The following is a 24,716-nucleotide window of genomic DNA, read 5'->3' as shown; positions in this document are numbered from 1 at the left end:
ATACTCGAATGATTTGGAGAATTTGGATTTGAAAATGAGGGGCGAGTAAGCGGAATGTACATTTAGTACATGAGTACGCGAGTTCCTGATATTTTCAAAAAACAATTCGTAGGAGCAGAAGAGTATATGGAAAAGGAATATAATTGAGGAGTAAGTTATGGTGAAGAAAAAATATGCTTTCGATGATCCAGATGTTAAAATTAAAAAGTTTCGTCCTACTAGCAAGGATATAAAGGATTATATTACAGCTCAGCATGCAACTTTAGCAAGTGATCCTAAGGAAAGTTTAAGCCTTAACCAGTATTTAAAGGGAAAATATTTTGAAGATAGTAATGTAGTAGTAGTTGCAGATTTATCCGATAGGACTTTTAGTAGATCTGGTAATGTAACAGACCTAAGCGGAGGAGATTTTACTGGTTGTATATTTAAAAATACTACTTTTAAAGAATGTAATTTAGCTGATGCAGTGTTTTGTGATGTTGATTTTGACAAGGCTTATTTCGAAGATACTATTCTACAAAACATAGATTTTAGAGGAGCTGACCTTGCTAATTGTAGGTTTTCTGATAGCTATAAAGGATACTCTCAAATAGGGAAAGAACGTGATATTGAGGGGATAAAATTCAGCACCACTTCTTCTTTAGGCAGAAAATATGCTGACATAAAAAGTGACTTAGTTCGCAAAAAAGAGCAGCAATATTTTATAAGTAGTAAACAAAAAGAATTAGAGGAGGCGGAGAAGAAGTTAAGCTTGAAAGCTCAGGCTTGGCGTATTGGAGGTTATAAAACCGGGGATTCAGAATATGATAGGCTGGAAGAAGAGCTGAAGCTAATGGTTGAGCAAAAAATATTTCCTAGAGAAGATAATCCAATGCATGAAACTTTTCAAAATATTTATGGCAGTAGCAGTTGTACTTTTGATCCAGCTTATGTACGAGGATCAACTAAAGAACAGCGAAATCAAGAAACGCAATATGTACCCTTAGCTCGGAAAGATATAGAGCAATATTTGCAGGCAAGAAAGAGTAATGAAAATTTAAGCTTAAATGATTTTGCTAAATCTAAATTAGAGAAATCACAGATAAGATCAGGAGCAAGAATTATTGCAGATTGTTCTAGTAGAGTTGATACTTCTACTAATAATGAATGGTATGATAGAGTTGATTTATCTGGTTTAGATTTCTCAGGAGCAGATTTACGGGGTGCTGTGTTCGCAGGGTCCGTTTTATCCGGATGCAAATTTAATGGCACTAATATTAGTGAAGCGAATTTCGAGAGTGCAGAACTTGATGGAGCTAATTTTTTAGGGTCTAAAGCAGATAACGCGAATCTTTTTAATAGTAATTTAAGTCAGGCAGTCGTTGATAATAGTCAGTTCACACATGCTTTTATGGCTCGTTCTAATGGTCAAGAGGTTGTGATAAATAACTCCAACTTTGATTATGCAAATATAAAAAATGGTAAATGGGATCACGCAAAATTGACTGATTCAACATTTAATCAGGCAGATTTGCAAGGTATTGCTTTAATCTCAGCAGATTTACGAAGAGTACAAATGCAGCATGCAATATTAGATAAAGCTATTTTAACAGAGTGTCAGGTTATAGAGAGTGATTTATCTAATGCTTTGATGGAAAAGGCTGAAGCACATAAAGCAAAATTTAAAGATACTATATTGCAGAACATAGAAGCAAAAGGATTAGATTTGTCGGATGCTGAGTTAAGTGGTTTGACTAAGCTGGATGGAGCGAATTTAGAAGCAGCTATTCTAAGAAGGATTAATGCTGAAGGAGTGAATTTTATTAATGCCAATCTAAATATGGTGGAAGCACAAAAGGCAAATTTCAGAAATGCAATTTTAGAAGGAGTAGAGGTCAAATTTGCTAACTTAACAGAGGCGGTTTTGGAAGGAGCGAATGCTAAAGGAATCAATACAAGTTATAGTATACTAAAAAAAGTTCATGCACAAAAGGCTGATTTCTCGAATAGTATAATGAGGAGTATTGACGCTCAGGAAGGTGATTTTACCGAAGTAATATTCATGAATGGTGATCTTACAAAATCAAAATTGCAGCAAGCGATATTGGAAAAAGTACAAGCAGAAAAGGTTAAGTTAGAAGGGGTTAATTTACGTGCGGCAAAGTTAGCTGAGGCTGATTTGTCCAAAGCTACGGTCGATATTGATACTGATATTGTGGACGTAAATTTGATGGGTTTAAAAGGCACATTCATTCAAAATGGTCAAGAAATTATCCCGCAGAAGCTTCAAGAAGAGCAAAAACAATTGGAACAAGTAAAAAAAGCGGAGCAATTAGAATTAACACTAGAGAATTTACCTCACATCGCTGTAGGCCTATTAAAAGAGACAGGGGCATTTCTTCTTGATATTGCTACTATAGTACCTTCAGCTATTAGGAATCCGCTGGATACAAAGAAGCTATTATATGATGAGCTATATGCTGATTTCCTGAAATTTCAAGAAGTGAGTGAAAAATTATTAAGTGATAAGTTGCTAATTGAAGAAAGGCAAAAATTACAAAAAGAACAAGTAGAACATGCATCTAATCTAATCAAGGGAGCTGGTGCAGTGGCTGATATATATATTCCTGCTTTGAATGAAGCACGGTCTGATCTATTGAAAGATCAGATCGCTCAGCGTGTTTTGTTACCAGTTTTAAGCATTGTGTTAAATCCCGCTCCAATGATTTCACCTACAGAAGCTAGTAGAGTTAATCCTGATATATTTGATGGAGTAGATAAAAATTTTATTAGAAGGATAGTGCCGTTGGTGCTAAAATTAGGAGGTGGCATATTAGAAGGAGAATCAAATAAAAAAGTACAAGAAATTTATAAAAATCTAATAATTTCTAACGAGAATTCAGGGCGTGATATCATTAAAAATGCTTTAGAAATCTTCACCAGCCCTAAAGTAGCAGAACTAGTCAAGAAAGATTTAGTTGAGTTTTTACGCGATCCAGCTAATCAAAAAGAAATTACCAAAATTGCTGAGAATGTTCTAGACGATACATTTACTAGATTCGTATCAAAAGAATTTTTTAAAAATACTATGTTACTGGCAACTAATGCAAGTAGCACGATATTAGATCATACTCCTGAAATGGTTATGATTTATGAGCTTTATATGAAACATCAAGATCTTGGCTTGGAATTATTGACTGATAAAAATTTATCTTCGACTCGAAAAGAAGAAATAGTGGAAATACAAAAAGCCATGGTAGCTTCTATTTTAGATAATGCTGGTAAGGTCGTTCAAGATCTAGCTCCTGCCTTAAAATTGACTCTACCACGATATTTTGCTGATAATAAAGATAATATTTTAGGTTTCTTGGATAAACCAGAAGTTCAGCAAAATATTAAATCTCTTGGTCTGAATCCTAAATTTGTACGTGATGCAACAGCAGCAACTATTCCATTTATTGTTGATGTTTTACCGATAATAGCAGAACTTACTGAAAGTTGTTTAGCAGACAAAGATGGGTTAGAGCGAATTATTGAACAAACTAAAGATGTTATGAACGTACCTGAATCTCAACAAGCAGAAAAAGTTGGTGAATTAGTAAACTCTCTTATTAAGTTTAATAAGGATAATCCTAAGGTTAAAGAAGTTTTACAAGAAAAAATACCTGAGCTTTTAATAAAACATGCTAAAGACCTTGGTCCTGTGGTTGAGAAATTTTTAAATGAAACCGAGATGGGTAAAAAACTAAAACTAAAAGGTGAGGCAGTTGTTAAAGTACTAGGGGATCATGCTAAGGAAGTAGGAACAATAACGGCTTCCTATAAGAAGGGAGAATATAGTGCAATGGTTCGTCCATTGATTAATTTGTTATCTGATGCAAAAGTTCTAAGTTTAGCTGTAGGAGCTACTATTAACCTTTGGAAGTATAATTTTCAAAAACATTTTGTGTTTAATTCAACACGTGAAAAAGTAATTGGTGAAAAAATGGGTCAAATTATTGGAGATATTTTGCCAAGTCCTCTTTTAGTATCATTGCCAGGAGAGAAAAGATATTTATCTTCCATTTTTCAGGAGCAGGCTGAAAAATATAGTCGAAGTAATTCATATGAGTATTCACCAATACTTGATTATTCCTTAAGTAATAAAGATTTAAGAGGATTATCTTTTGAAAAAGTAGATATGAAATTAGATAATTTTGAAATTAAAGGATTTAATTTTAATGAAGTGACATTAGGAAAATGTTCTCTGAAAAATGCTGAATTGAAAGAATGTTCTTTTAAGAGAGTTACTTTTAAAGAACATATAGACTTTGAAGGAGCTACCATTGATGGTAATACTTTAACTACACTTCTTCCGGAAATTAAAAAATATAATAAAAAACATCCAGAAAAAACAATGAATTTAGATAATATAAGAGTTGTTGGGAATATAAGCGAGGAAGTTAAATCAAATCCTTTGCTAAAAAATGTAGATTTGAATAAAGCTACTATAAAAAAAATAAAAGTTGTTCCACCAGTACCTAAAGCAAGTCAAACAATGTCGCCAAATGAACATAGAAGAAGATATGATAGAAATGCTAACAAAGAAAGACAAACAAATCTGTTAATCAGATAAAATAATGTTTGACATTGTTCTGAATAATCGGTATAAAACTTCACACAGGGCAACAATCCTGTAGCTGTTTGAAAAGTTGATAAAACTGAAAACTAAATACACACTGCGATAATAAAAATTTATGATCGTGAGTGGATACTGTAAAGTAGCAGAATTAGTTCTGTACACATCGTACAATCTCAAGCTTTAAAAGAATCAAAGTAAATAAAATAAGAGCATTTGGTGGATGCCTTGGCACTAGAAGGCGATGAAGGACGTAATACGCTGCGATAAGCTTCGGGGAGCTGCGAATAAGCTTTGATCCGAAGATTTCCGAATGGGGAAACCCACCTGCTTAGCAGGTATCGTATAGTGAATACATAGCTATGCGAAGCAAACCCAGTGAACTGAAATATCTCAGTAGCTGGAGGAAAGGACATCAACCGAGACTCCGTTAGTAGTGACGAGCGAACGCGGACTAGGCCAGTGGCTTCAGAATAAAAACTAGAACAACATGGAAAGGTTGGCCATAGAGGGTGATAGCCCCTTATAGGTAAAAAGTTTTGGAGTCCTTGAGTAAGGCGGGACACGTGAAATCCTGTTTGAACATAGGGGGACCACCCTCTAAGCCTAAGTACTCTCTAGTGACCGATAGTGAACAAGTACCGTGAGGGAAAGGTGAAAAGAACCCCGATAAGGGGAGTGAAATAGACCTGAAACCGAATGCTTACAAGCAGTCGGAGCAGACATTGAGTTTTAAAGCTCGTTTATATGTTCTGTGACGGCGTACCTTTTGTATAATGGGTCAGCGACTTAGTTTATCTAGCAAGCTTAAGCCGTTAGGTGTAGGCGTAGCGAAAGCGAGTCTGAATAGGGCGACTTTAGTTAGATGAATTAGACCCGAAACCGAGTGATCTAGCCATGGCCAGGTTGAAGGTGGAGTAATATCCGCTGAAGGACCGAACCCACTACTGTTGAAAAAGTAGGGGATGAGTTGTGGCTAGGGGTGAAAGGCCAATCAAACTCGGATATAGCTGGTTCTCCGCGAAATCTATTTAGGTAGAGCGTTATAGCGATTACCGTCGAAGGTAGAGCACTGGATGAGCTAGGGGGTCCTACAGACTTACCAAACTCAACCAAACTCCGAATGTCGACGAGTACAGCATAGCAGACAGACTGTGGGTGCTAAGGTCCATAGTCGAGAGGGAAAAAGCCCAGACCGCCATCTAAGGTCCCTAAATCATGACTAAGTGTTAAAGGATGTGAGAAAACCAAAACAACTAGGATGTTGGCTTAGAAGCAGCCATCATTTAAAGAAAGCGTAATAGCTCACTAGTCTAAATAAGTTTTCTTGCGCCAACAATGTAACGGGGCTCAAGTCATGTACCGAAGATGCGGATTTGTACTTTAATAGTGCAAATGGTAGCGGAGCGTTCCGTAGGCCTGTGAAGGTGAACTGTGAAGTTTGCTGGAGGTATCGGAAGTGAGAATGCTGACATAAGTAGCGATAAAGAATGTGAGAAACATTCTCGCCGAAAGTCCAAGGGTTTCTGCGTAAAGTTAATCTGCGCAGGCTTAGTCGGCCCCTAAGGTGAGGCTGAAAGGCGTAATCGATGGGAATCAGGTTAATATTCCTGAACCTGAGGAATGTGACGGAAATAGTAAATTGTATACGCTTATTGGATTGCGTGTGCAGTGAATATTTTCCAGGAAATAACACCTCATTAAAGACCGTACCCTAAACCGACACAGGTGGACAGGTAGAGTATACCAAGGCGCTTGAGAGAACGATGCTGAAGGAACTAGGCAAATTGCATCTGTAACTTCGGGAGAAGGATGACCTGTAAATGGGCAACCATTTATAGGTGGCACAAACTAGGGGGTAGCGACTGTTTATTAAAAACACAGGGCTCTGCAAAGTCAATAGACGAAGTATAGGGTCTGACGCCTGCCCAGTGCTGGAAGATTAAGAGGAGGGGTGCAAGCTCTGAATTGAAGTCCCAGTGAACGGCGGCCGTAACTATGACGGTCCTAAGGTAGCGAAATTCCTTGTCGGGTAAGTTCCGACCCGCACGAATGGCGTAACGATTTCCCCGCTGTCTCCAGTATCGACTCAGCGAAATTGAATTCTCCGTGAAGATGCGGAGTTCCCGCGGTTAGACGGAAAGACCCCGTGAACCTTTACTATAGCTTTGCACTGGTATTAGGAATTAGATGTGCAGGATAGGTGGGAGACTATGAAGCGGTGGCACAAGCCACTGTGGAGTCACCCTTGAGATACCACCCTTTTGATTCTTGATATCTAACCGCGATCCTTGAATCAGGATCCGAGACAATGCATGGTGGGTAGTTTGACTGGGGCGGTCGCCTCCCAAAGAGTAACGGAGGCGCGCGATGGTTAGCTCAGGTTGGTCGGAAATCAACTATTAGAGTGCAATGGCATAAGCTAGCCTGACTGCGAGTCTGACAAGACGAGCAGAGACGAAAGTCGGTCATAGTGATCCGGTGGTCCCGAGTGGAAGGGCCATCGCTCAACGAATAAAAGGTACTCCGGGGATAACAGGCTGATGATTTCCAAGCGTCCATAGCGACGAAATCGTTTGGCACCTCGATGTCGGCTCATCACATCCTGGGGCTGGAGAAGGTCCCAAGGGTTCGGCTGTTCGCCGATTAAAGTGGTACGTGAGCTGGGTTTAGAACGTCGTGAGACAGTTTGGTCCCTATCTGCCGTGGGTGTAGGAAGTTTGAGAGGATCTGCCTTTAGTACGAGAGGACCGAGGTGGACGTACCTCTGGTGGACCAGTTGTCGCGCCAGCGGCATAGCTGGGTAGCTAAGTACGGAAGGGATAACCGCTGAATGCATCTAAGCGGGAAACCCACCTCAAAACTAGACTTCCCTATCAGAGCCGTGGAAGACCACCACGTTGATAGGCCAGGTGTGGAAGCATGGTAACGTGTGTAGCTAACTGGTACTAATAGCTCGATTGTTTTACTTTGCTGAGGTTGTACTTGTGTACAGCATTAATTCTGCAAGAAACATAAAAAGGTTTTCAGTTTTATCAACAACTCAAATTTTAGACCTCTTTTGAAATTATGGTTCTATGAATAAATGTCTAAAGAAGTCTATTATATAAAAAAATTTGTATTGCTAGCTTGGTGGTTATAGCACGAGTGAAACACCCGATCCCATACCGAACTCGAACGTGAAACCTCGTAGTGCTGATGGTACTATGCCCTGAGGCATGGGAGAGTAAGTTGCTGCCAAGCTTGCAATGCAAATTTTTTATGAAGGTCATGTACACTCAAATAATCCTACGAATTGGACTTGAAAATGAGGGGTGAACTAAAGTAGTACGTGAGTTCCTGATGCTTTTAAAAAACAATTTTTAAAAGCATAAGAGTATACAAATTGTCATTAGACATTTGTTTTGTGTTCCAATTCTCCAAATCATTTAACTACCCTTGCAAGCAAGCCTTTTAAAAAGTAAGTTTGTAAAAATCAATTAAATTATCTACTAACAATAATCCATATTATTTGATAAAATTAGAGCAAAAAGAAGGAGGGAATATGAACAATATTAACACTAAGTTTTACATACCACTAGTAATACTACTTGGTATATTCACTTATTCATTAAATTTTTTTAATAAAATATCTCAGTGTTCTTTAGTATTTGTGTTTTTAGCTTTAACTGCAAATATCATATCTGAACTATATGGTAGGAAAAAAGCTTTAACTGCTGTGATGTTGTGTATAATAGTAATCTTTGGCTTGTTATGGGACTTCAATTATTATATTCATGGTCGTGTTATTAATGGAATTATTATTGTATCTTTGGTATCTATATTGTTATCAACATATTGTAGTACAAGTGTATTTTTACAGCTCAAGTCAACATGTTCTTTGAATACAAGAAATTTTGCTGGTTTAATGATGGGCGCGGTTGTAGATGGTATTGTGATGTCAGGATTCTTTGTAAATATATTCTCTACAAGTAGAGTTTTGTCAGTATTTTTAAAAGAAGTATTATTTAAATGTGCATATTCATTAACAGTTTATATATGTATATTTTTGGGATCATTTTTAGTCCAAAAAGTATATTGCAATAATAGGAGTACCCGCGAACTGAGGAATTCTTGAATAAAAAATATAGCTGAGTATACTGCTATCATTTCAAGAGTTGGTAGACGATAGAATCAAAATCATGATAGTAGCGGGAATTACCAAGTCGAGGGACTAGGGTCGTACAGTTAATACGTGAGTATACCCTTCGCCTTTCAAGTGTTGGTGTTGTGGCACGATGGGACTTCGCGTATTCATGTAGGTTTGACTACGTTCCGTTCGCTCGCCACTCGTACGCCTAGCCAACTCTTGAAATTCATCAGGTATACCGCTAGAATCTTGGATAATGACGACGTAATTCTTGATTTTCTATTCTAGAGTATATATACTCAAATGATATTAGAGGGTGTTGGCAAAGTAGTAATAAAGTAAAATTATCGTTATATTTTGAGAATATATTATATAATTTTACTTATTTTGTTGACAATTTAACTAGAAAATTACTTAAAAATTTGCTTTATATAGCATTTATATGACTTTGCCAACACCCTATATAGCTAACCCAAGAAGGTCTTAGCTATATGTTAATGTTATCTCTTAGCTAAAAGCGATGTCATTCCCGCTTTCGCAGGCATGACATCGGCAGTAGTTAAGATTATATTTATACCAACTATTAGTTGCGATTCTTAAATTGCCCTGATCAAATCTAACTGAATTAACTATATCATAACTTATTTAAACAGGAATAATGTGTATAAATTTATAGACTTGTTTTGCGGTATCGGTGGATTTAGGATTGCTTTAGAAGGAAAAGGAATGGAGTGTGTTTTTTCTTCAGATATAGATAAGGACGTTCAAGAAACTTATGCAAAAAATTTCGGGGAAAGACCTTATGGCGATTTAAACGAAATCTCAGAAAAAAAAATACCAAAACACGATATTTTATGTGCAGGTTTTCCTTGTCAACCCTTTAGTATTTCTGGTAAGCAATTGGGATTAAAAGGCAGTAACGGAAGATTATTTTATGAAATAATTAGAATCGCCCAATATCATAAACCATATGTTTTATTGCTTGAGAACGTCAAAAACATAATTAATATTGATAATGGATCGGTAATTAAAACAATAGATATAAAATTGGATGAAATTGGTTATAAAGTTTATAGGCATATTCTAAATTCTTCTTTTTTTGGCATACCTCAATCAAGAGAAAGGGTTTATTTTGTTTGTTTACGTAAAGATTACGATAATGATCTAAAATTTAAATATTTACCGCCAAAAGAAACTTTTGCAAGAGTTTATTTAGATGATATTTTAGAAGAAAAAGTTGATGATAGTTTATATATTAAAAGAGATGACATAGTAATAGATGGCAATAAAGAAATTGAAAGAAATTTAAGACCTCTAAGAATTGGTTATGTTAATAAAGGTGGTCAAGGAGAAAGAATCTATAGCCCCTTGGGACATGCAGTAACTCTTTCCGCTTTTGGTGGAGGAGTAGGTGCAAGAACAGGCTTATATTTAATTAATAATAGAATTAGACGATTATCAATTAATGAATGTAAAAGCTTAATGGGATTCCCAAGAAATCACCATGTTATAGAAGGGATAAAAGGTTATCAACAGCTTGGCAATGCTGTTATACCAAAGATGATCAGTAATATTTATGATTCAATTGGAATATCATAATTATGAATAGAAATGCTTATATAGGAAAAAATGTTGAGGTTCTGTTTAAAAATAGCATAGGAGATCATCAAAAAATCATACAAAAAATTCAAGAAAACTTTAAAATACAAGGAAACTTCATAACTGCGATTTGTAGCGGAGTACATAATGAAAAAGTAGATGTAAAAATGGAATTTTCTTGTGGGAGAAATATTGATGCCAATATAAAGTCTTTTAAGACTGGTTTAAATCAACTAACAAGAACCACACCTGAAAAATTCTGCGAAAAATTTAATTTAGATTGCTTAAAGTGGTTGCAAAATCTACTTGTTGAAAAAGCCAAAAGAGGAGCTACAAAGTATGATTTTTTCCCAGAAAGTGAAAAAGAGAAAGCAGTATTAATATTTAAACCTATTGTAAAAGATATAGTGGAATGGTCTATGTCTTATAAGAAAGCTCGAGAAATATTAGTACTATACGATAGACAAGAAAGTGTCATGCATATTTATTCAATGAAAAATATTTTAAAACATTTAAAATATGACATATCTTTTACACCTAAAGGTGGTAATTTGCTTATTGGGAATTTGATAATTTTTAAAAGAAAAGGTGGGAATGGTAAATTATGTTCGCATAAAATAAAAACCGACCCAACTCACCCAGGTAATAACATTCAATTGCAATTGAGAATGTATGAATTTATAAAAGAAATGAAAAATTATGAGTTAGGTAATTACGTTATCTAAATTAAATCCCTTAAAGTGAAAATTACTTAGAAAAAATAAAATATTTATTACAATGATCGCGGTAGGAATCACCGGTAGTTATGCTTCAGGCAAAACTTTTGTCTTAAATTATTTAGCTAATTTAGGATTTATAACTTTTTCTGCTGACGAATATATTAAGAACCTATACGAAGAGTCAGAAATACAAAATATGGTTCTTAACTTACTACCTGATCTAAAAAGCTTTGATAAAAGAAAGATTGCAGAGCTAATCTATGCTAATGATTCAGCAAGAAACAAACTGCAAAATTTTATTCATCCATTTGTAGTGGAGAGTTTGTTTCTTTTTAAACAGCAAAATAGTAAATCAGAGATTACATTTGCTGAGATACCATTACTTTTTGAAGCTGGATTTAATCAATATTTTGATTTTTATGTTACAACATTCTGCTCAGAAGAATCTAGATTAAAACGTGCAATGTCTAGAGAGGCTTTTAATTTAATAGCTTATAATAAAATAGCACAAATTCAATTGCCACAACAGATTAAAATAGAAAAAGCAGATTTTATTATTAATACGGATGTTAATCTAGTAGATTTAGATAAACAAATAACTCAACTAATAGAAGAATTAAAATGCAGCAATTAAGAGAAGTAATTTTAGATACTGAGACAACTGGTTTAGATCCCAAAAGTGGTCACCGAATTGTTGAGATTGGTGCTATTGAGATGGTTAATAAAGTTCTAACCGGCAAACATTTTCATTTTTATATTAATCCAAAGCGGGATATGCCGACGGAAGCTTATCGAATACATGGCATATCGGGGGAATTTTTAAAAGACAAACCACCTTTTGAAGAAATTGTTGACGAGTTCCTAGGGTTTATTAACAATAGCAGGCTTATTATCCATAATGCAGCATTCGATGTTAAGTTTATTAATTATGAGTTATCTCTGCTCAAAAGACCTTCTACAGAGTATTTAGAACTTTCCAATATTATCGATACTCTTGCTTTAGCTCGGAAGATGTTTCCTGGAATGAAAGCTAATCTTGACGCATTATGTAAAAGATATAAAATTGACAATTCTGCACGTAAGTTGCATGGGGCGCTTAAAGATGCGGCATTACTGGCAGAAGTTTATGTTGAACTTACTGGAGGTAGGCAGATAAGTTTCAATATTAATAGCCAAAAGGCACAAAATATAGACGAGTTAGTGGTTCAAACTACTATGGCAAATAAAAAGAATACTGTAGTTATCAAACCAACTAAGGAAGAGTTACAAAAACATAAAGAGTTTTTGTCAAAAATTCTTTCTCCAATTTGGTTGTAGAACCAGTGTGCGAAAGTGAGAATGACATATATACTATAATGGCCCTATAAAACTAGACCAGTGACTTGTATGATTGGCGTGATAAGGTAATAAATGACTTAGTCACTGGTCTAGTTTTATGGGGTCATTATACTTGTTAAAGAACTGCCATATATTAAACGGGAGGTACAAGATATTTTAGCATCTTTTAGTGATTCCACTAAGCAATTATAGTAATAATATCAATGCTCAATTAGAGAAAAAGTATTGCTGTGCTAAAAATCCATCTAATTCGTTTTTAGTTATAAGCCCGTTATGACATCGGCTCAGAAGCCTAGAATTTATAAGCACATCTATGGTATCTTCACTAATTAGTCCTTCCCACTTAAGACACGTCTCGTTATAAAAAGTGTTAGCACTCTTCATTTTTTCTCCTAAAATAGCCTGAATTCGATGTAACAAGTTACATCGAACTTTCGTGTTATATATAGAAACAATCAGGTTTGAAGCGGCTGCCCACCTGATTGTTAAAATATAACACTCCATTCAATATGTGATTTTAATTATTAAAATCACATATTGAATGATGAAAAAAGTTAAAATGCACTCGCATCAGCCACTTCAAGAGTGCATTTTTCCTTATAACAAAGCCAGTTCGATATAAAAATTATTAATTCTTATATCGAACTGAGGTTAAAATATATAAATTGAGTAGAAGGGCTTCATACCCTTGTATTAATTGGTTCTTTTTGGTATATTACGTCAATTCGGGATAAGGATTAGTAAAAATGCTTTAGCTATAACTAATACAAGATTTTGGATATGTATAAATTGCATTTCTGTGAATTCATACATTAATTGCTCTTCGTAGTGTATATATGTCTGCTATTTTTACTAATCCTTATCCCGAATTAACGTATATTGGGTCTACGTTTCAATTATGGTTAAAGCGTTTTTAAGGTTATAGCTATTCTATTTAAGGCGTTCATAATTGAAATACAGCTCGTAATATCCACAATTTCCCTCTCAGAAAAACGCTGTAATAGTTCATCTTTCATTTCGTCAACCTTTTCGAAAGAGCCACGCGTTATGGCTTCACACCAGCTGAGAGCTATAACTTCTTTTTCACTAAAAGCCTCTTTACTAGAAAACCAAATTGGTAATAAATCTAGTTTCTCTTGGGAAACATTATTCTTTCTAGCATCGATAAGATGTAAATTGCAACAATAAAAGCAGCCATTTATTTGCGATACTCTTAGTTCAATTAAGGCTCTGAGTCCTTTGTCAATTGGAGACTCATTAAGACTTTCATAAGCTTTATATATGCATAAAATTGTGTGTTTAGAGATTTCGGCATAATTCATTTTTTTTCCTTTAAATTAGTTATTTAGTAAATTATTATCGCTGCATTGAGCGATGGGAATCTCTGAACCATGTCGTCTATTAAGTAAAGATCTAACAAATTTACTAGGGCTTAAATCTTTAAATTTATCAACATTTTCAAACCATAACATCGAGTTATGAGCCACATTACACAAACCGTTAATTTCTCTTTTCCGTATATTTTGGTAAGCAACTAGAGCAGTGTAGTATGAGTATTTATGTCGAGTTGCCAATTAATTATACAGGTAAACCATTATTTAAAGCGGTTTACAAGTAGGAGTCGTAGTTAAAATGTTCGTTATAATTAGCTATAGTTAAGTCCATAGGATTAGGTGACAAAGAACATAACGATTATAAGTTGTCATTCTTAGCAACGGCGGGAATCTAGATACCTGCGAAAGCAGGTATGACACAAAATTTGTATCACCTAATTCAATAGGTTTCACTATATATTTTAAAATATAGCTAATTTTGAGCCTTTTAATGCTATAAGTTACCTTCAAAGGCTTGATGAAATTCAGCTTTGTGCTTAGCAATTAATTGGCAACTTGCGTTGATAAGAAATTTATTAAATGGATACTGAAACAAAAATATACTCATCGTTGAGATTCAGGATAACATATCGAATCCATCTTTAGTATCTCAACACTTCTAGGATGATCTGCACCAAATTTGCTAATATGCTGATCATGAAATTTAATATACCAAGCTTTTTCTGCTAAATGACAAGTAGCTTTTGCTGCTGCTAAGTACATCAGACTTACTTCATCGACATTTTTCATATTGTCCCTTTAAAGATTGAAATATTTTACTATAATTCAGTAAAAACGGATTAATAGTTTCTACAATCATACTATTTGATAAATTTACCATTATTTGTTCTGTTAATAAAAATCCATCATAGAAAATAGTTAATTTATGGGTAGTAAACGTTATACATAAGGACTTAGGTATTTTACTTTGATCCTTCATAAAATTTATTAAATTATAAAGTAGACTGAAAATTATCTGATAGAAAACATGTTGTCCACAATCTACTATTAATTTATCTATATTACACTCATATTTTATTGCTGTATATAAAAAATATTCAGCGAAATATTTTTAAATAATTAATTAGTTCTTTTGTATCAATCTCTGTTTGGGCATGCTAAAGCAGACTGGAAATAAATAATTACGGGGATATATCTTATCTAATTCTATTTCTTGCTCAGGATCATATTTTAATTGTTGTTTTATATATTCCTCAGTTGCTTTTTTTATAAAAAAAGTGTTTAAGTTTTTACTAGCTTCTTTATATAATAAGTAAGGCATTGTTCATCTTATTTGTATCAAATAAATTATCATCTAATTGTTCTATCCTTGTAATATTATGCTTCACTTGCAAATATATGTATAAAATTACACTACACGTAACAAAAGCAGCTATTATATTTACTAATAAACATTTGTATAGTTTCTTAATATTGCTAAAATAATAATCAGAGAGAGGATTAATCCCTAATTTTACTATAATACTTACTTGATTATTGATCTTATAATGGTTGGATACTAAATAGTTATAATTATTAATATTATTAGCATTAAGATATATCTTATAAAGAAGGTAACTTGGAAATATTTTCGTAATTATTTCGTTGAAAGCTTGCAAATCAAAAATCAACGTGTTGTAAGAATTATTAATATAAATAGAAGATTTATCAGATAAAATAAGATTCAACGAAACATTTGGGTGTAATATTTCGTTGTTATTGATAATATTATTTTTTAAGTAAGAAAAAGGTTTTGTCAAATAAGTTTGAATTTAGAGCTATCTCTATATCCCTAGATAATAAAGTAATTATACTCTGTTGACAGATCATAGAGGGGAGGTTCTCTGAAAAGAGAACCTCCTACTCTAGCTATTAAACCGATGGCTTACATCGAACCTAGGTTAAAGAATAGATTTGTTTTAATTTTTAGTTGCAATTTTTAAATCATTATGATATTAATATTTGTAATTATTTTACTGGATTTTCCTCGTATGTTACTTTATAAATTTAATTTGATTTTATTAAGCTGATTCTAGAAATGAACGTTATAGACAAAGAAAGAGCATTGCTTGCCGCACTTAGCCAGATTGAAAAAAGTTACGGTAAAGGTTCTGTCATGAAACTTGGTCAACGCCCTGCTGTAGACGTTGAGGCAATACCAACAGGATCGCTAGGGCTTGACTTAGCACTCGGTATAGGTGGGTTACCTAAAGGAAGAATTATTGAAATTTTTGGACCGGAAAGTTCAGGAAAGACCACTTTAACTCTACATGTAATTGCTGAAGCACAGAAGAAAGGTGGTACTTGTGCTTTTATTGATGCAGAACATGCTTTAGACCCAGCATATGCCAAAAAACTTGGCATAAATATTGACGAGCTTATTATTTCTCAACCAGATACTGGAGAGCAGGCACTTGAAATAACTGATACTCTAGTACGTTCTGGAGCTATTGATATGGTCGTTATAGATAGTGTTGCTGCTCTTGTGCCTAAAGCAGAGATTGAAGGGGAAATGGGTGACTCTCATATGGGACTACAAGCTAGATTAATGAGCCAAGCACTTAGAAAACTCACTGCATCAATTTCAAGAACTAATTGTATAATTATTTTTATTAACCAAATTAGAATGAAAATAGGTGTCATGTTTGGTAGTCCAGAAACTACCACGGGTGGTAATGCTTTAAAATTTTATGCTTCAGTAAGGCTAGATATTAGAAGAGTTTCAACAATCAAGGATAAAGAAGAGCTAGTAGGAAGTCAAACTAAGATCAAAGTTGTTAAAAATAAAGTCTCTCCGCCGTTTAAAACGGCAGAATTTGATATAATGTATGGTAGTGGTATTTCTAGAGAAAGCGAGATAATTGATCTTGGTGTTAAATTTGAAATAATAGAAAAATCGGGTTCTTGGTTTTCATATAATGACACTCGTATAGGTCAAGGTAGAGAAAATGTCAAACATTACCTAAGAGAACACCCTGCTATTTGCTTTGAAATAGAACAACTAATTCGTCAAAAGTCTTCTCATAATACTAGTGTTACTTTTGATAGTGAAACGATAACTATAGAAGAGGAAGAATAAAAATGATAGATTTAACTGCTAAAAAATCTCTAATTACTGGAGCATCTGGGACAATTGGTGGTAGCATTGCTAAGCTATTCCACTCTCTTGGTAGTCATGTGATAATTAGTGGTAGTAACCAAGAAAAACTACAAGCACTTGCAAATAACTTAAAAGATAATTATACGATAGTACCATGTAATCTAGCAAATATTGATGAATGTACTAACTTGGTGGCTACTCTTGAACAAATCGACATTTTAGTTTGTAATGCCGGAATCACTCAAGATATGCTGGCAATGAAAATGTCCGATGAAATATTTGATCAAGTTATAGATATAAACTTAAAAGCTAGCTTTATTCTAAATCGTGAAGCGATAAAGAAAATGATGAAAGTTCGTTATGGTAGAATAATTAACATAGCGTCTGTGGTTGCAGTTTCCGGCAATCCAGGACAGGCAAATTATTGTGCTTCCAAAGCTGGCTTGATCGGTATGACAAAGTCTTTAGCAATTGAGGTAGCAAGTAGGGGTATCACAATTAATGCAGTTGCTCCTGGTTTTATTAAATCAAACATGACTGATAAATTAAACGAAGCTCAAAAAGAAGCTATAATGCAAAAAATTCCTCTTAGAACTTTTGGAGAAGCCGAAGATGTTGCAAACGTAGTAGCTTTCTTGGCAAGCGACAAAGCTTCCTACATCACCGGTCAAACTATCCATGTTAATGGTGGAATGTTAATGGTATAATTGAATTAGGTGAAGAAAATGAAAAACATAGCTTTTCTTGAAAGTAGAAGATCATAGTACCCTACATTTTTCTATAATCGTCATCGCGAGGCATCTTTAGATGCCGTGGCGATCCAGGTAAACAGCGAAGCTGTTTTTTCTAGTACGCTTCGCGTACCTGGATTGCTGCGTCGCCGCTTTCAGCGACTCCTCGCTAATAGACGATCAGCAGCCATTTTAATAGTGGTTATATAAAAAATGTAGGGTGCTATGGCAGAAGATATACTCTTCTGCTTTCAAGGATATTCTCTTAGTAGGTAATTAAATTCTGCACCATATATAAAAATCATGTTAATAATATAAAAAAATATTAAAGTTACTATTATACTACCAAGTGAACCATATATTATACTTAATTGGTTATAATATATTATGTAGGTAGATAATAAATATCCACTTATTACCCATAAAATTACCGTTAATAAAGCTCCAGGAACTACGTCTGTAAAATTTAATGTTGCATTAGGGATTATATAATATAGTGATGAGGAGGTAATAAATAATGAGCAGAAAATTATAACATATCGAAAAAGGGTTAAAGTGTGCTTATGTTCTTCTATCATTTGTAAAATTATTGGTAGTTTTGTTAATATTATTGGTACTATAATGAGAATAAGCATAGCAAAGGTAATGAATATACTGATTACTAAAAACTGTGCTATGCTAAGTAATCTTCGCCTTATGTAGGGAGGAGGAGATTTTATCTCATATACCCTATTTAAAATTGTTCTTAAACATTCAACAAAAGATGAAGCAGTCCAAATACTTCCCATTATCGCTAAGGTCATTAGGCTCTGAGGAGGAGTTTTTCCAAGTTCATTTATCCTAGTTTTTATTGAGTCAGTAGCCAGTTCTGGCATACTTTCAAGAAGAATAGTGATAAAATTCTTTCCAAGTTCTGATGCTCCAACAAAACTTGTTAGTGCTAACAAAAAAACTAAAAAAGGAAAGATCGTTAGGAGTACCATAAATGACATATACCCTGAATGTTCAACACCATCATGTTCAATTGTTCTAAAGGCTGCCTGATATAGGCATTTTATAATTCTTTTCATCAAGTAACTTTCTTTTGTTTTATATAATCATTCAAGTATATATATAAAATTCAACATTATCACTTTTTATATTAATTATATTTTTTAACATTCTGCAATAATTCTTTAAATATCCTAGTTAATTCTATGATTTTAATTTTTTTAGTCTTATTCTATCTAGAATAGTAAAAAAAAGGTTAAAAAATACGATAAAAATGAAATTATAATTTACAAGGTTGCTAAGTATCTATAAGATCAGTATAATTATATAATAGTTAAAAAATATTAAGCACTACTTGTACATAAACAAAAAATATAATCAATATTTACTGATAGTAGACAGTTTGCATGTGGGTGTTCCTATGTGAATTGTTGGCCTTCTAGGTTATATAATATATGACAGTAATCTTTTTATTTGTTAATAATCTATTATATTCTTAAAATTTAATAGTTCATGCATAAAGGAGTTAATTATGGCACGAAGAAATGACTACATACAAAAAGTTGATCAATTTATAGGTGGAAAAATCTATTCTCTAAGGCTTGCCAAGGGGTTGTCACGTCAACAACTTGCAGAGGTAATAGAGGTAACACATCAGCAGTTACAAAAATATGAGAAGGGTATTAATAGAATATCAATAGGTAGGTTGGTTCTTATTGCTAAAGCATTAGATAAAAATATCGATTATTTCTATCAAGGTTTAGAAGATGCTGACAATGTCGAGCCTGTTCTTACTCAACATCAGCGTATGTGTATAGAAGTGTCAAGGAATTTTATGAAAATTCGTAACTCAGAACATCAGCAAGCAGTGAATGCATTGATACGTTCTTTGATTAAAGAAGATCAGGTAAAATAAAAAAATCATTGACCCGTTATGAAACTAAGAGTTGACAGAGATAAAAGAGTATAGTAATTAGATACGAGTAGTTAGTAGGAATTAAGTAGCTATTTAGAAGAAAATAATTACATATTAATCAAAGATATTTATGCCAATTATTATTTTAGTAGCACCTCAAATGGGTGAGAATATTGGTGCTACTGCTAGAGCAATGAAAAATTTTGATGTTTCAGAGTTGAGAATCGTTTCACCTAGAGATGGTTGGCCGAATGAACAGGCACGTAGTATGGCGGTATCAGCGGTAAATATCATAGATAATGCTAAGATTTATGATAGTTTGGAAGCAAGTATCGAGGATATTGATTATTTATATGCAACAAGTTCAGCAACACGTAATATTAATAAAAACTATGTTCTATCAGAGAATTTAAGTCAGGATTATCCTACAGGTCTTAAAGTCGCCATCATGTTTGGTCGTGAAAATTGTGGTCTACAAAATAGAGAAATTACTTACGCCCATAAAATTATTAACATTAATACAGGGGGTTTTAGTTCTCTTAATATTGCACAGTCAGTAATTATTATATGTTATGAGCTATTTCGTAATAAACAGCTGAGAATGAATGTTAGTAATGAACAGGAAGTAGTATCAAAAGGAGAATTAGGATATTTCTTTGAACATTTGTTTACTGAATTAAACAAAAAGAATTTCTTTAAAGTGCCTGAGAAAAAATTACACATGACTCAAAATATTATGAATATTTTTACTCGTATAGATAAATTATCTAGTACAGAATTACAAGCTTTAAGGGGAATAATTACAACCCTAAGTTCATAAAAATAGCTAATCTAGTCAATGTTGTTAAAAACTCGTTGCTTTTATAAAAAAAATAGCTATAGTTCCACTTGTTGCCGCTTAATAATGAAAGTGGTACAGTATATAGTTTTCCCTATAGCTTTAAGGGTTGATAGATAAATATCAAAAGGAAAAATTTGGAGTATTGAATGCCAACAAACAATCAGTTAGTACGTTTTGGAAGACAGTCGAAGATTCGTAGGACAAAATCCCCAGCTTTGGAATCTAATCCATTTTTGAAAGGTGTTTGTGTAATAGTGAAAACTGTTACTCCTAAGAAACCTAATTCTGCTCTTCGTAAAATGGCACGTGTTCGCTTAAGTAATGGGCAGTACGTGAATGCTTATATACCTGGTGAAGGGCATAATTTACAAGAACACTCTACGGTGTTGGTAAGGGGCGGAAGAGTTCCTGATCTTCCAGGTGTTAAGTACCATATAGTACGCGGTGCTTATGATACTCAGGGTGTAAAAAATCGTAAGCAAGGACGCTCACGTTATGGTACATCAGCGAAGCAAGCTGTAAAAAAATAATTTGAAATAGAGAGATAAGATGTCACGTCGTCATGCCGCAGAGAAAAGGGTTATCTTGCCTGATATGAAATATAATAGCCCTCTGCTTGCTAGGTTTATTAATAATATCATGAAGGAAGGGAAAAAAGCTCTAGCCGAAAAGATAGTATATTCTGCTTTTAGTAAAATAGAAAAAAAACATAGGGTAGATCCTTATGAAACTTTCAATAATGCTATGAATAATGTAAAGCCATATCTTGAGGTTACCTCAGTGCGTGTGGGAGGTGCAAACTATCAGGTTCCTTCCCCTGTTGATGAAAGAAGAGGGTATGCACTTGCGTCACGTTGGATTATCAATGCAGCAAATAAACGTTCTGAAAAAATGATGATTGATAAGTTGGCAGAGGAATTATTTGAAGCATCAAATAATAGAGGGGTTGCTATTAAAAAAAGAGAGGACACTCATAAAATGGCTGAAGCTAATAAAGCTTTCGCTCATTTTAGTCCCAAAAAATCGCAACCAAGGTAATTAAATCATATGGCGATTACAGAATTTTCTCTTGCTAATACTCGTAATATAGGTATTTGTGCTCATATTGACGCTGGTAAAACTACCACAACCGAGCGTATTCTCTTTTATACAGGAAAATCACATAAAATTGGTGAAGTTCATGAAGGTGGTGCCACTATGGATTGGATGGCACAAGAACAAGAACGTGGTATCACTATTACTTCTGCTGCTACTACCTGTTACTGGAAAAATATAAGGATTAACATTATTGATACTCCAGGTCACGTAGATTTTACTATAGAAGTAGAAAGATCTTTACGTGTGTTAGATGGAGCGGTGGCGGTATTTGATGGTGTGGCCGGTGTTGAACCTCAGTCAGAAATAGTTTGGAGACAAGCTGATAAATATAGAGTACCTAGAATGTGCTTTGTCAATAAAATGGACAGAATGGGTGCTAATTTCTACAAATGTGTAGAAATGATTAAAGATCGTCTTGGTGCAAAACCTCTAGTAATTCAGTTGCCAGTTGGTATTGAAGAAAATTTTAAAGGAGTTATTGATCTAGTCAAGATGCAGGTCATAATTTGGAAGGATGAATCTCTTGGAGCTGAATATTCGTACCAAGAAATCCCTGCTGATATGTTAGAAAAGGCTGAAGAATACCGTGCTTTACTAATTGAAATGGTTGCTGAGACTGATGATCATTTGATGGAGAAATATTTATCAGGTGAAGAATTTACTGAAGAAGAAATTCAAGTAGTAATAAGGAAAGGAACGATCTCACGAGTCTTTTTTCCTGTGTTATGTGGTAGTGCCTTTAAAAATAAAGGTGTACAACCTTTGCTAGATGCGGTTGTTGACTACTTACCTTCACCAATCGATATTGGAATAGTTAAGGGAATAGATATTAATTCTGGAGAAGAAAAAGATTTTAAAATATCAGCATCTGAACCTTTCTCTGCTTTAGCTTTTAAGGTAATGACCGATCCATTTGTTGGATCTCTTACATTTATCAGGATTTACTCTGGTAAGATTAGTTCAGGTGCTACTGTCATTAATACGGTAAAAGACCAAAAAGAACGAGTAGGTAGGATGCTTCTGATGCATGCTAATGAAAGAGAAGATATCAAAGAAGCTTTTGCAGGAGATATTGTTGCTCTAGCTGGTCTTAAAAATACTACTACTGGTGATACTTTGTGTGATCTGGATAAGCAGGTTATTTTGGAGAGAATGGAATTTCCTGAACCGGTTATTGAATTAGCTGTAGAGCCAAAATCAACTGCCGATCAAGAAAAAATGGGAATGGCATTGTCTAGGTTAGCTGCTGAGGATCCATCTTTTAGAGTATCAACTGATCAGGAAAGCGGTCAAACTGTTATTAAAGGTATGGGTGAACTGCACCTAGAGATTATGGTTGATCGTATGAAACGTGAGTTTAAAGTTGAGGCTAACATTGGAGCACCACAAGTAGCTTATCGAGAGACAATTACCAAGCATTGTGAAATTGATTATACTCATAAAAAGCAATCTGGTGGAGCTGGACAATTTGCACGGGTTAAAATAATATTTGAACCTCAAGAAGCTGGAACAGGATTTGCTTTTGAAAGCAAAATTGTTGGAGGATCTATACCCAAAGAATTTATTCCTGGTGTTGAAAAGGGTCTAAATAATATTAAAGATACAGGTGTAGTTGCCGGCTATCCAATGATTGATTTTAAAGCAACTTTGATAGATGGAGCATTCCACGATGTAGATTCAAGTGTACTTGCATTTGAGATTGCTGCAAAAGCTGCTTTTAGAGAAGGTATGCCAAAAGGTAATCCAAAATTACTTGAGCCAATTATGAAAGTTGAAGTAATTACTCCTAATGAGTATATGGGGGATATTATTGGTGATCTAAATAGTCGTAGAGGGCAAATGCAAAGTATGGATCCAAGAGGTAATGCACAAGTCATAACTGCAAATGTGCCTCTAGCTGAAATGTTTGGGTATGTTAGTACTTTGAGATCTTTATCGCAAGGTAGATCTCAATATAGTATGGTTTTTTCTCATTATGAGCAAGTGCCGTTGCAGGTGGCTGAAACTATTAAAGCTAAGAAATAAAAAAATTATTAAGATAGCTATTAGTGTATTACATATAATATGCTATAATGTTATTTTTTGTGAATAATAAGGAGATGAGGAAAAATGGATCTTTTAGGCAACGATGAAGGATACTATACAGATAACTAATGGTCATGAGATAAGCCGAAAAGCAGTTATCAATTAGTGTATCATATATAATATGATATTATATATGACATCAAAAATGAGAAGTGACTTTTAAATTGCCTTGGCTAATGGCATCATTTGAATAAGTAAGAATTTTATTGAAATTAAAACACTTGATTTTTTAGTAAAAATATGATAGGAGTGTAGCTCAATTGGTAGAGCGTCGGTCTCCAAAACCGAAGGTTGCGGGTTCGATTCCTGTCGCTCCTGCCAACTATAATGAGTTCGTATAATATGTTAAAGGAAAATAGAGTCTACAAATTTTACGAGCAAGTAAAGCAAGAAGTTTATAAAATTGTTTGGCTTGGTAAGAAAGAGTTGATAACTTCAACTCTTATAGTAGTGGTGGCTGTATTTATTTTTAGTATAATTTGTTTGGTGTTAGACTACGGTATACATAGCATAATGCAGGTTTTACTTAATATTGGGAAGTAAAGAATAGGTTTAGGGAAAAATTGTGGTGCAGTGGTACGTTATTCATACATTATCAGGCTCAGAAAAGCGTGTAAAGCAAATGATTCTCGATCAAATTGCTAAGCAGGGTATGTCGGAGTTTTTTGAGGATATCGTTGTTCCGGTTATTGAAGTACCTGAGGTTAAACGTGGTAAAAACGTTAAGACAGAGAAGAAATTTATGCCTGGTTATATTCTGATTAAAATGAATATGACAGATGATTCTTGGCATTTGGTAAAAAGTGTAACTAAGGTTACAGGTTTTTTAGGTAGTAAAAGTACTCCACAAGCCCTTAGCGAAAAAGAAATACAAAATATTTTTAGTAAACTGGAAGCTGAAACCAAAGATGCTAGGATTTCGAAATTATATGAAATTGGCGAGGCAGTAATTGTTACTGATGGTCCGTTTGAGACTTTTACAGGGGTTATAGAAGAAATTGATTATGACAAAAATAGATTGCGTGTGTCTATATCTATTTTTGGTAAAGCAACTCCTATAGAACTAAATTTTACGCAGGTTAAGAAAAATAATTAGGGCTTGTTTAGGGCAGGGTCAGGGTAATTTAAAAGTCGGGTTGTAAGCCTAATAGATAAAAGAAAAAGTGCTTAATATGTACTCGATGTCATTCCCGCTTCGGT

Annotated in this window: 22 protein-coding genes, 1 tRNA gene and 2 rRNA genes; 18 read left to right on the top strand and 7 right to left on the bottom strand. The window is 34.1% G+C overall.

Annotation, left to right across the window (positions count from 1 at the left end):
- Positions 1-157: 157 nt before the first annotated feature.
- The 8 genes from ACN1AG_RS08285 (at position 158) to dnaQ (ending at position 12,361) form a co-directional block, all read left to right on the top strand.
- The gene (locus ACN1AG_RS08285; RefSeq protein WP_417905016.1) at positions 158-4,594 is read left to right on the top strand and encodes a pentapeptide repeat-containing protein; all 4,437 of its coding nucleotides are present in this window, start codon (positions 158-160) and stop codon (positions 4,592-4,594) included.
- 199 nt (positions 4,595-4,793) lie between these two features.
- A 23S ribosomal RNA gene (locus ACN1AG_RS08280) occupies positions 4,794-7,569 on the top strand.
- A gap of 156 nt (positions 7,570-7,725) precedes the next feature.
- Positions 7,726-7,840, top strand: a 5S ribosomal RNA gene (rrf, locus tag ACN1AG_RS08275).
- Positions 7,841-8,141: 301 nt separating this feature from the next.
- The gene (locus tag ACN1AG_RS08270; RefSeq protein WP_417905015.1) at positions 8,142-8,714 is read left to right on the top strand and encodes a VUT family protein; all 573 of its coding nucleotides are present in this window, start codon (positions 8,142-8,144) and stop codon (positions 8,712-8,714) included.
- Positions 8,715-9,386: 672 nt separating this feature from the next.
- On the top strand, positions 9,387-10,325 hold the full coding sequence (locus ACN1AG_RS08265) for a DNA cytosine methyltransferase (protein ID WP_417905014.1): 939 nt from the start codon (positions 9,387-9,389) through the stop codon (positions 10,323-10,325).
- A 2-nt stretch (positions 10,326-10,327) separates the two neighbouring features.
- Positions 10,328-11,050: a hypothetical protein gene (locus ACN1AG_RS08260; RefSeq protein ID WP_417905013.1), complete on the top strand. Its 723-nt coding sequence runs from the start codon at positions 10,328-10,330 to the stop codon at positions 11,048-11,050.
- Positions 11,051-11,102: 52 nt separating this feature from the next.
- Positions 11,103-11,678 carry a dephospho-CoA kinase gene (coaE, locus tag ACN1AG_RS08255; protein WP_417905012.1) on the top strand — a complete coding sequence of 192 codons (576 nt, stop codon included), beginning with the start codon at positions 11,103-11,105 and terminating at the stop codon, positions 11,676-11,678.
- The gene (dnaQ, locus tag ACN1AG_RS08250) at positions 11,666-12,361 is read left to right on the top strand and encodes a DNA polymerase III subunit epsilon (protein WP_417905011.1); all 696 of its coding nucleotides are present in this window, start codon (positions 11,666-11,668) and stop codon (positions 12,359-12,361) included. Before coaE ends, dnaQ begins: the two co-directional genes overlap by 13 nt.
- Positions 12,362-13,284: 923 nt before the next feature.
- Here dnaQ and ACN1AG_RS08245 read toward each other — a convergent pair.
- The 6 genes from ACN1AG_RS08245 to ACN1AG_RS08220 all read right to left on the bottom strand — a co-directional run bounded on the left by ACN1AG_RS08245 (position 13,285) and on the right by ACN1AG_RS08220 (position 15,515).
- On the bottom strand, positions 13,285-13,704 hold the full coding sequence (locus ACN1AG_RS08245; protein WP_417905010.1) for a carboxymuconolactone decarboxylase family protein: 420 nt from the start codon (positions 13,702-13,704) through the stop codon (positions 13,285-13,287).
- 15 nt (positions 13,705-13,719) lie between these two features.
- Positions 13,720-13,854, bottom strand: a complete 135-nt coding sequence (locus tag ACN1AG_RS08240) for a hypothetical protein (RefSeq protein ID WP_417905009.1) — start codon at positions 13,852-13,854, stop codon at positions 13,720-13,722.
- 465 nt (positions 13,855-14,319) lie between these two features.
- Positions 14,320-14,505 (bottom strand): hypothetical protein, encoded by a 186-nt coding sequence (locus tag ACN1AG_RS08235; RefSeq protein ID WP_417905008.1) that lies wholly within the window; start codon positions 14,503-14,505, stop codon positions 14,320-14,322.
- Positions 14,489-14,695 carry a hypothetical protein gene (locus ACN1AG_RS08230; protein WP_417905007.1) on the bottom strand — a complete coding sequence of 69 codons (207 nt, stop codon included), beginning with the start codon at positions 14,693-14,695 and terminating at the stop codon, positions 14,489-14,491. Before ACN1AG_RS08230 ends, ACN1AG_RS08235 begins: the two co-directional genes overlap by 17 nt.
- Before the next feature lie 144 nt (positions 14,696-14,839).
- Positions 14,840-15,037, bottom strand: coding sequence for a hypothetical protein (locus tag ACN1AG_RS08225; RefSeq protein ID WP_417905006.1), 198 nt, complete (start codon positions 15,035-15,037; stop codon positions 14,840-14,842).
- Positions 15,018-15,515, bottom strand: coding sequence for a hypothetical protein (locus ACN1AG_RS08220; protein ID WP_417905005.1), 498 nt, complete (start codon positions 15,513-15,515; stop codon positions 15,018-15,020). The genes ACN1AG_RS08225 and ACN1AG_RS08220 overlap by 20 nt, the downstream gene beginning before the upstream one ends.
- Positions 15,516-15,793: 278 nt before the next feature.
- Between ACN1AG_RS08220 and recA the strand changes: the two genes are divergently transcribed.
- Complete coding sequence (recA, locus tag ACN1AG_RS08215; protein ID WP_341754445.1) at positions 15,794-16,834, top strand: recombinase RecA; 1,041 nt, start codon at positions 15,794-15,796, stop codon at positions 16,832-16,834.
- A gap of 2 nt (positions 16,835-16,836) precedes the next feature.
- Positions 16,837-17,562, top strand: coding sequence for a 3-oxoacyl-ACP reductase FabG (gene fabG, locus ACN1AG_RS08210; RefSeq protein WP_417905004.1), 726 nt, complete (start codon positions 16,837-16,839; stop codon positions 17,560-17,562).
- A gap of 275 nt (positions 17,563-17,837) precedes the next feature.
- On the opposite strand, the gene ACN1AG_RS08205 is transcribed toward fabG, so the two are convergent.
- Entirely contained in the window at positions 17,838-18,656 is an 819-nt protein-coding gene (locus ACN1AG_RS08205) for a YihY/virulence factor BrkB family protein (RefSeq protein ID WP_417905003.1), read from the bottom strand.
- Between the two features lie 452 nt (positions 18,657-19,108).
- On the opposite strand from ACN1AG_RS08205, the gene ACN1AG_RS08200 reads away from it, so the two are divergent.
- From ACN1AG_RS08200 to nusG, 8 genes are all read left to right on the top strand, one after another.
- Entirely contained in the window at positions 19,109-19,492 is a 384-nt protein-coding gene (locus ACN1AG_RS08200) for a helix-turn-helix domain-containing protein (protein ID WP_417905002.1), read from the top strand.
- A gap of 130 nt (positions 19,493-19,622) precedes the next feature.
- Entirely contained in the window at positions 19,623-20,312 is a 690-nt protein-coding gene (locus ACN1AG_RS08195) for an RNA methyltransferase (RefSeq protein WP_417905001.1), read from the top strand.
- A gap of 167 nt (positions 20,313-20,479) precedes the next feature.
- Entirely contained in the window at positions 20,480-20,863 is a 384-nt protein-coding gene (gene rpsL, locus ACN1AG_RS08190; protein WP_341747241.1) for a 30S ribosomal protein S12, read from the top strand.
- Positions 20,864-20,882: 19 nt separating this feature from the next.
- Positions 20,883-21,371, top strand: a complete 489-nt coding sequence (gene rpsG, locus ACN1AG_RS08185) for a 30S ribosomal protein S7 (protein WP_341747240.1) — start codon at positions 20,883-20,885, stop codon at positions 21,369-21,371.
- A 9-nt stretch (positions 21,372-21,380) separates the two neighbouring features.
- A complete protein-coding gene (gene fusA / locus ACN1AG_RS08180; protein WP_417905000.1) occupies positions 21,381-23,456 on the top strand; it encodes an elongation factor G in 2,076 nt (691 codons plus the stop codon).
- 305 nt (positions 23,457-23,761) lie between these two features.
- Positions 23,762-23,837: transfer RNA gene (locus ACN1AG_RS08175), tRNA-Trp, on the top strand.
- A gap of 21 nt (positions 23,838-23,858) precedes the next feature.
- Positions 23,859-24,059, top strand: a complete 201-nt coding sequence (gene secE, locus ACN1AG_RS08170; RefSeq protein ID WP_341748453.1) for a preprotein translocase subunit SecE — start codon at positions 23,859-23,861, stop codon at positions 24,057-24,059.
- A gap of 19 nt (positions 24,060-24,078) precedes the next feature.
- The gene (gene nusG / locus ACN1AG_RS08165) at positions 24,079-24,612 is read left to right on the top strand and encodes a transcription termination/antitermination protein NusG (protein WP_341758747.1); all 534 of its coding nucleotides are present in this window, start codon (positions 24,079-24,081) and stop codon (positions 24,610-24,612) included.
- The last annotated feature ends 104 nt before the right edge of the window (positions 24,613-24,716 follow it).

It is taken from the genome of Candidatus Tisiphia endosymbiont of Micropterix aruncella, assembly GCF_965178575.1.
Classification (GTDB): Bacteria; Pseudomonadota; Alphaproteobacteria; order Rickettsiales; family Rickettsiaceae; genus Tisiphia.
The sequence above is the reverse complement of the archived record's forward strand: the minus strand, read 5'-3'. Positions and strand labels throughout refer to the sequence as shown.

Coding starts and splice junctions, on each gene's coding strand:
- ACN1AG_RS08285 (WP_417905016.1), top strand. CDS start 158: ATGGTGAAGAAAAAATATGCTTTCGATGATCCAGATGTTAAAATTAAA.
- ACN1AG_RS08270 (WP_417905015.1), top strand. CDS start 8,142: ATGAACAATATTAACACTAAGTTTTACATACCACTAGTAATACTACTT.
- ACN1AG_RS08260 (WP_417905013.1), top strand. CDS start 10,328: ATGAATAGAAATGCTTATATAGGAAAAAATGTTGAGGTTCTGTTTAAA.
- coaE (WP_417905012.1), top strand. CDS start 11,103: ATGATCGCGGTAGGAATCACCGGTAGTTATGCTTCAGGCAAAACTTTT.
- dnaQ (WP_417905011.1), top strand. CDS start 11,666: ATGCAGCAATTAAGAGAAGTAATTTTAGATACTGAGACAACTGGTTTA.
- ACN1AG_RS08245 (WP_417905010.1), bottom strand. CDS start 13,704: ATGAATTATGCCGAAATCTCTAAACACACAATTTTATGCATATATAAA.
- ACN1AG_RS08240 (WP_417905009.1), bottom strand. CDS start 13,854: ATGTTATGGTTTGAAAATGTTGATAAATTTAAAGATTTAAGCCCTAGT.
- ACN1AG_RS08235 (WP_417905008.1), bottom strand. CDS start 14,505: ATGAAAAATGTCGATGAAGTAAGTCTGATGTACTTAGCAGCAGCAAAA.
- ACN1AG_RS08230 (WP_417905007.1), bottom strand. CDS start 14,695: ATGAAGGATCAAAGTAAAATACCTAAGTCCTTATGTATAACGTTTACT.
- ACN1AG_RS08225 (WP_417905006.1), bottom strand. CDS start 15,037: ATGCCTTACTTATTATATAAAGAAGCTAGTAAAAACTTAAACACTTTT.
- recA (WP_341754445.1), top strand. CDS start 15,794: ATGAACGTTATAGACAAAGAAAGAGCATTGCTTGCCGCACTTAGCCAG.
- fabG (WP_417905004.1), top strand. CDS start 16,837: ATGATAGATTTAACTGCTAAAAAATCTCTAATTACTGGAGCATCTGGG.
- ACN1AG_RS08205 (WP_417905003.1), bottom strand. CDS start 18,656: ATGAAAAGAATTATAAAATGCCTATATCAGGCAGCCTTTAGAACAATT.
- ACN1AG_RS08200 (WP_417905002.1), top strand. CDS start 19,109: ATGGCACGAAGAAATGACTACATACAAAAAGTTGATCAATTTATAGGT.
- ACN1AG_RS08195 (WP_417905001.1), top strand. CDS start 19,623: ATGCCAATTATTATTTTAGTAGCACCTCAAATGGGTGAGAATATTGGT.
- rpsL (WP_341747241.1), top strand. CDS start 20,480: ATGCCAACAAACAATCAGTTAGTACGTTTTGGAAGACAGTCGAAGATT.
- rpsG (WP_341747240.1), top strand. CDS start 20,883: ATGTCACGTCGTCATGCCGCAGAGAAAAGGGTTATCTTGCCTGATATG.
- fusA (WP_417905000.1), top strand. CDS start 21,381: ATGGCGATTACAGAATTTTCTCTTGCTAATACTCGTAATATAGGTATT.
- secE (WP_341748453.1), top strand. CDS start 23,859: ATGTTAAAGGAAAATAGAGTCTACAAATTTTACGAGCAAGTAAAGCAA.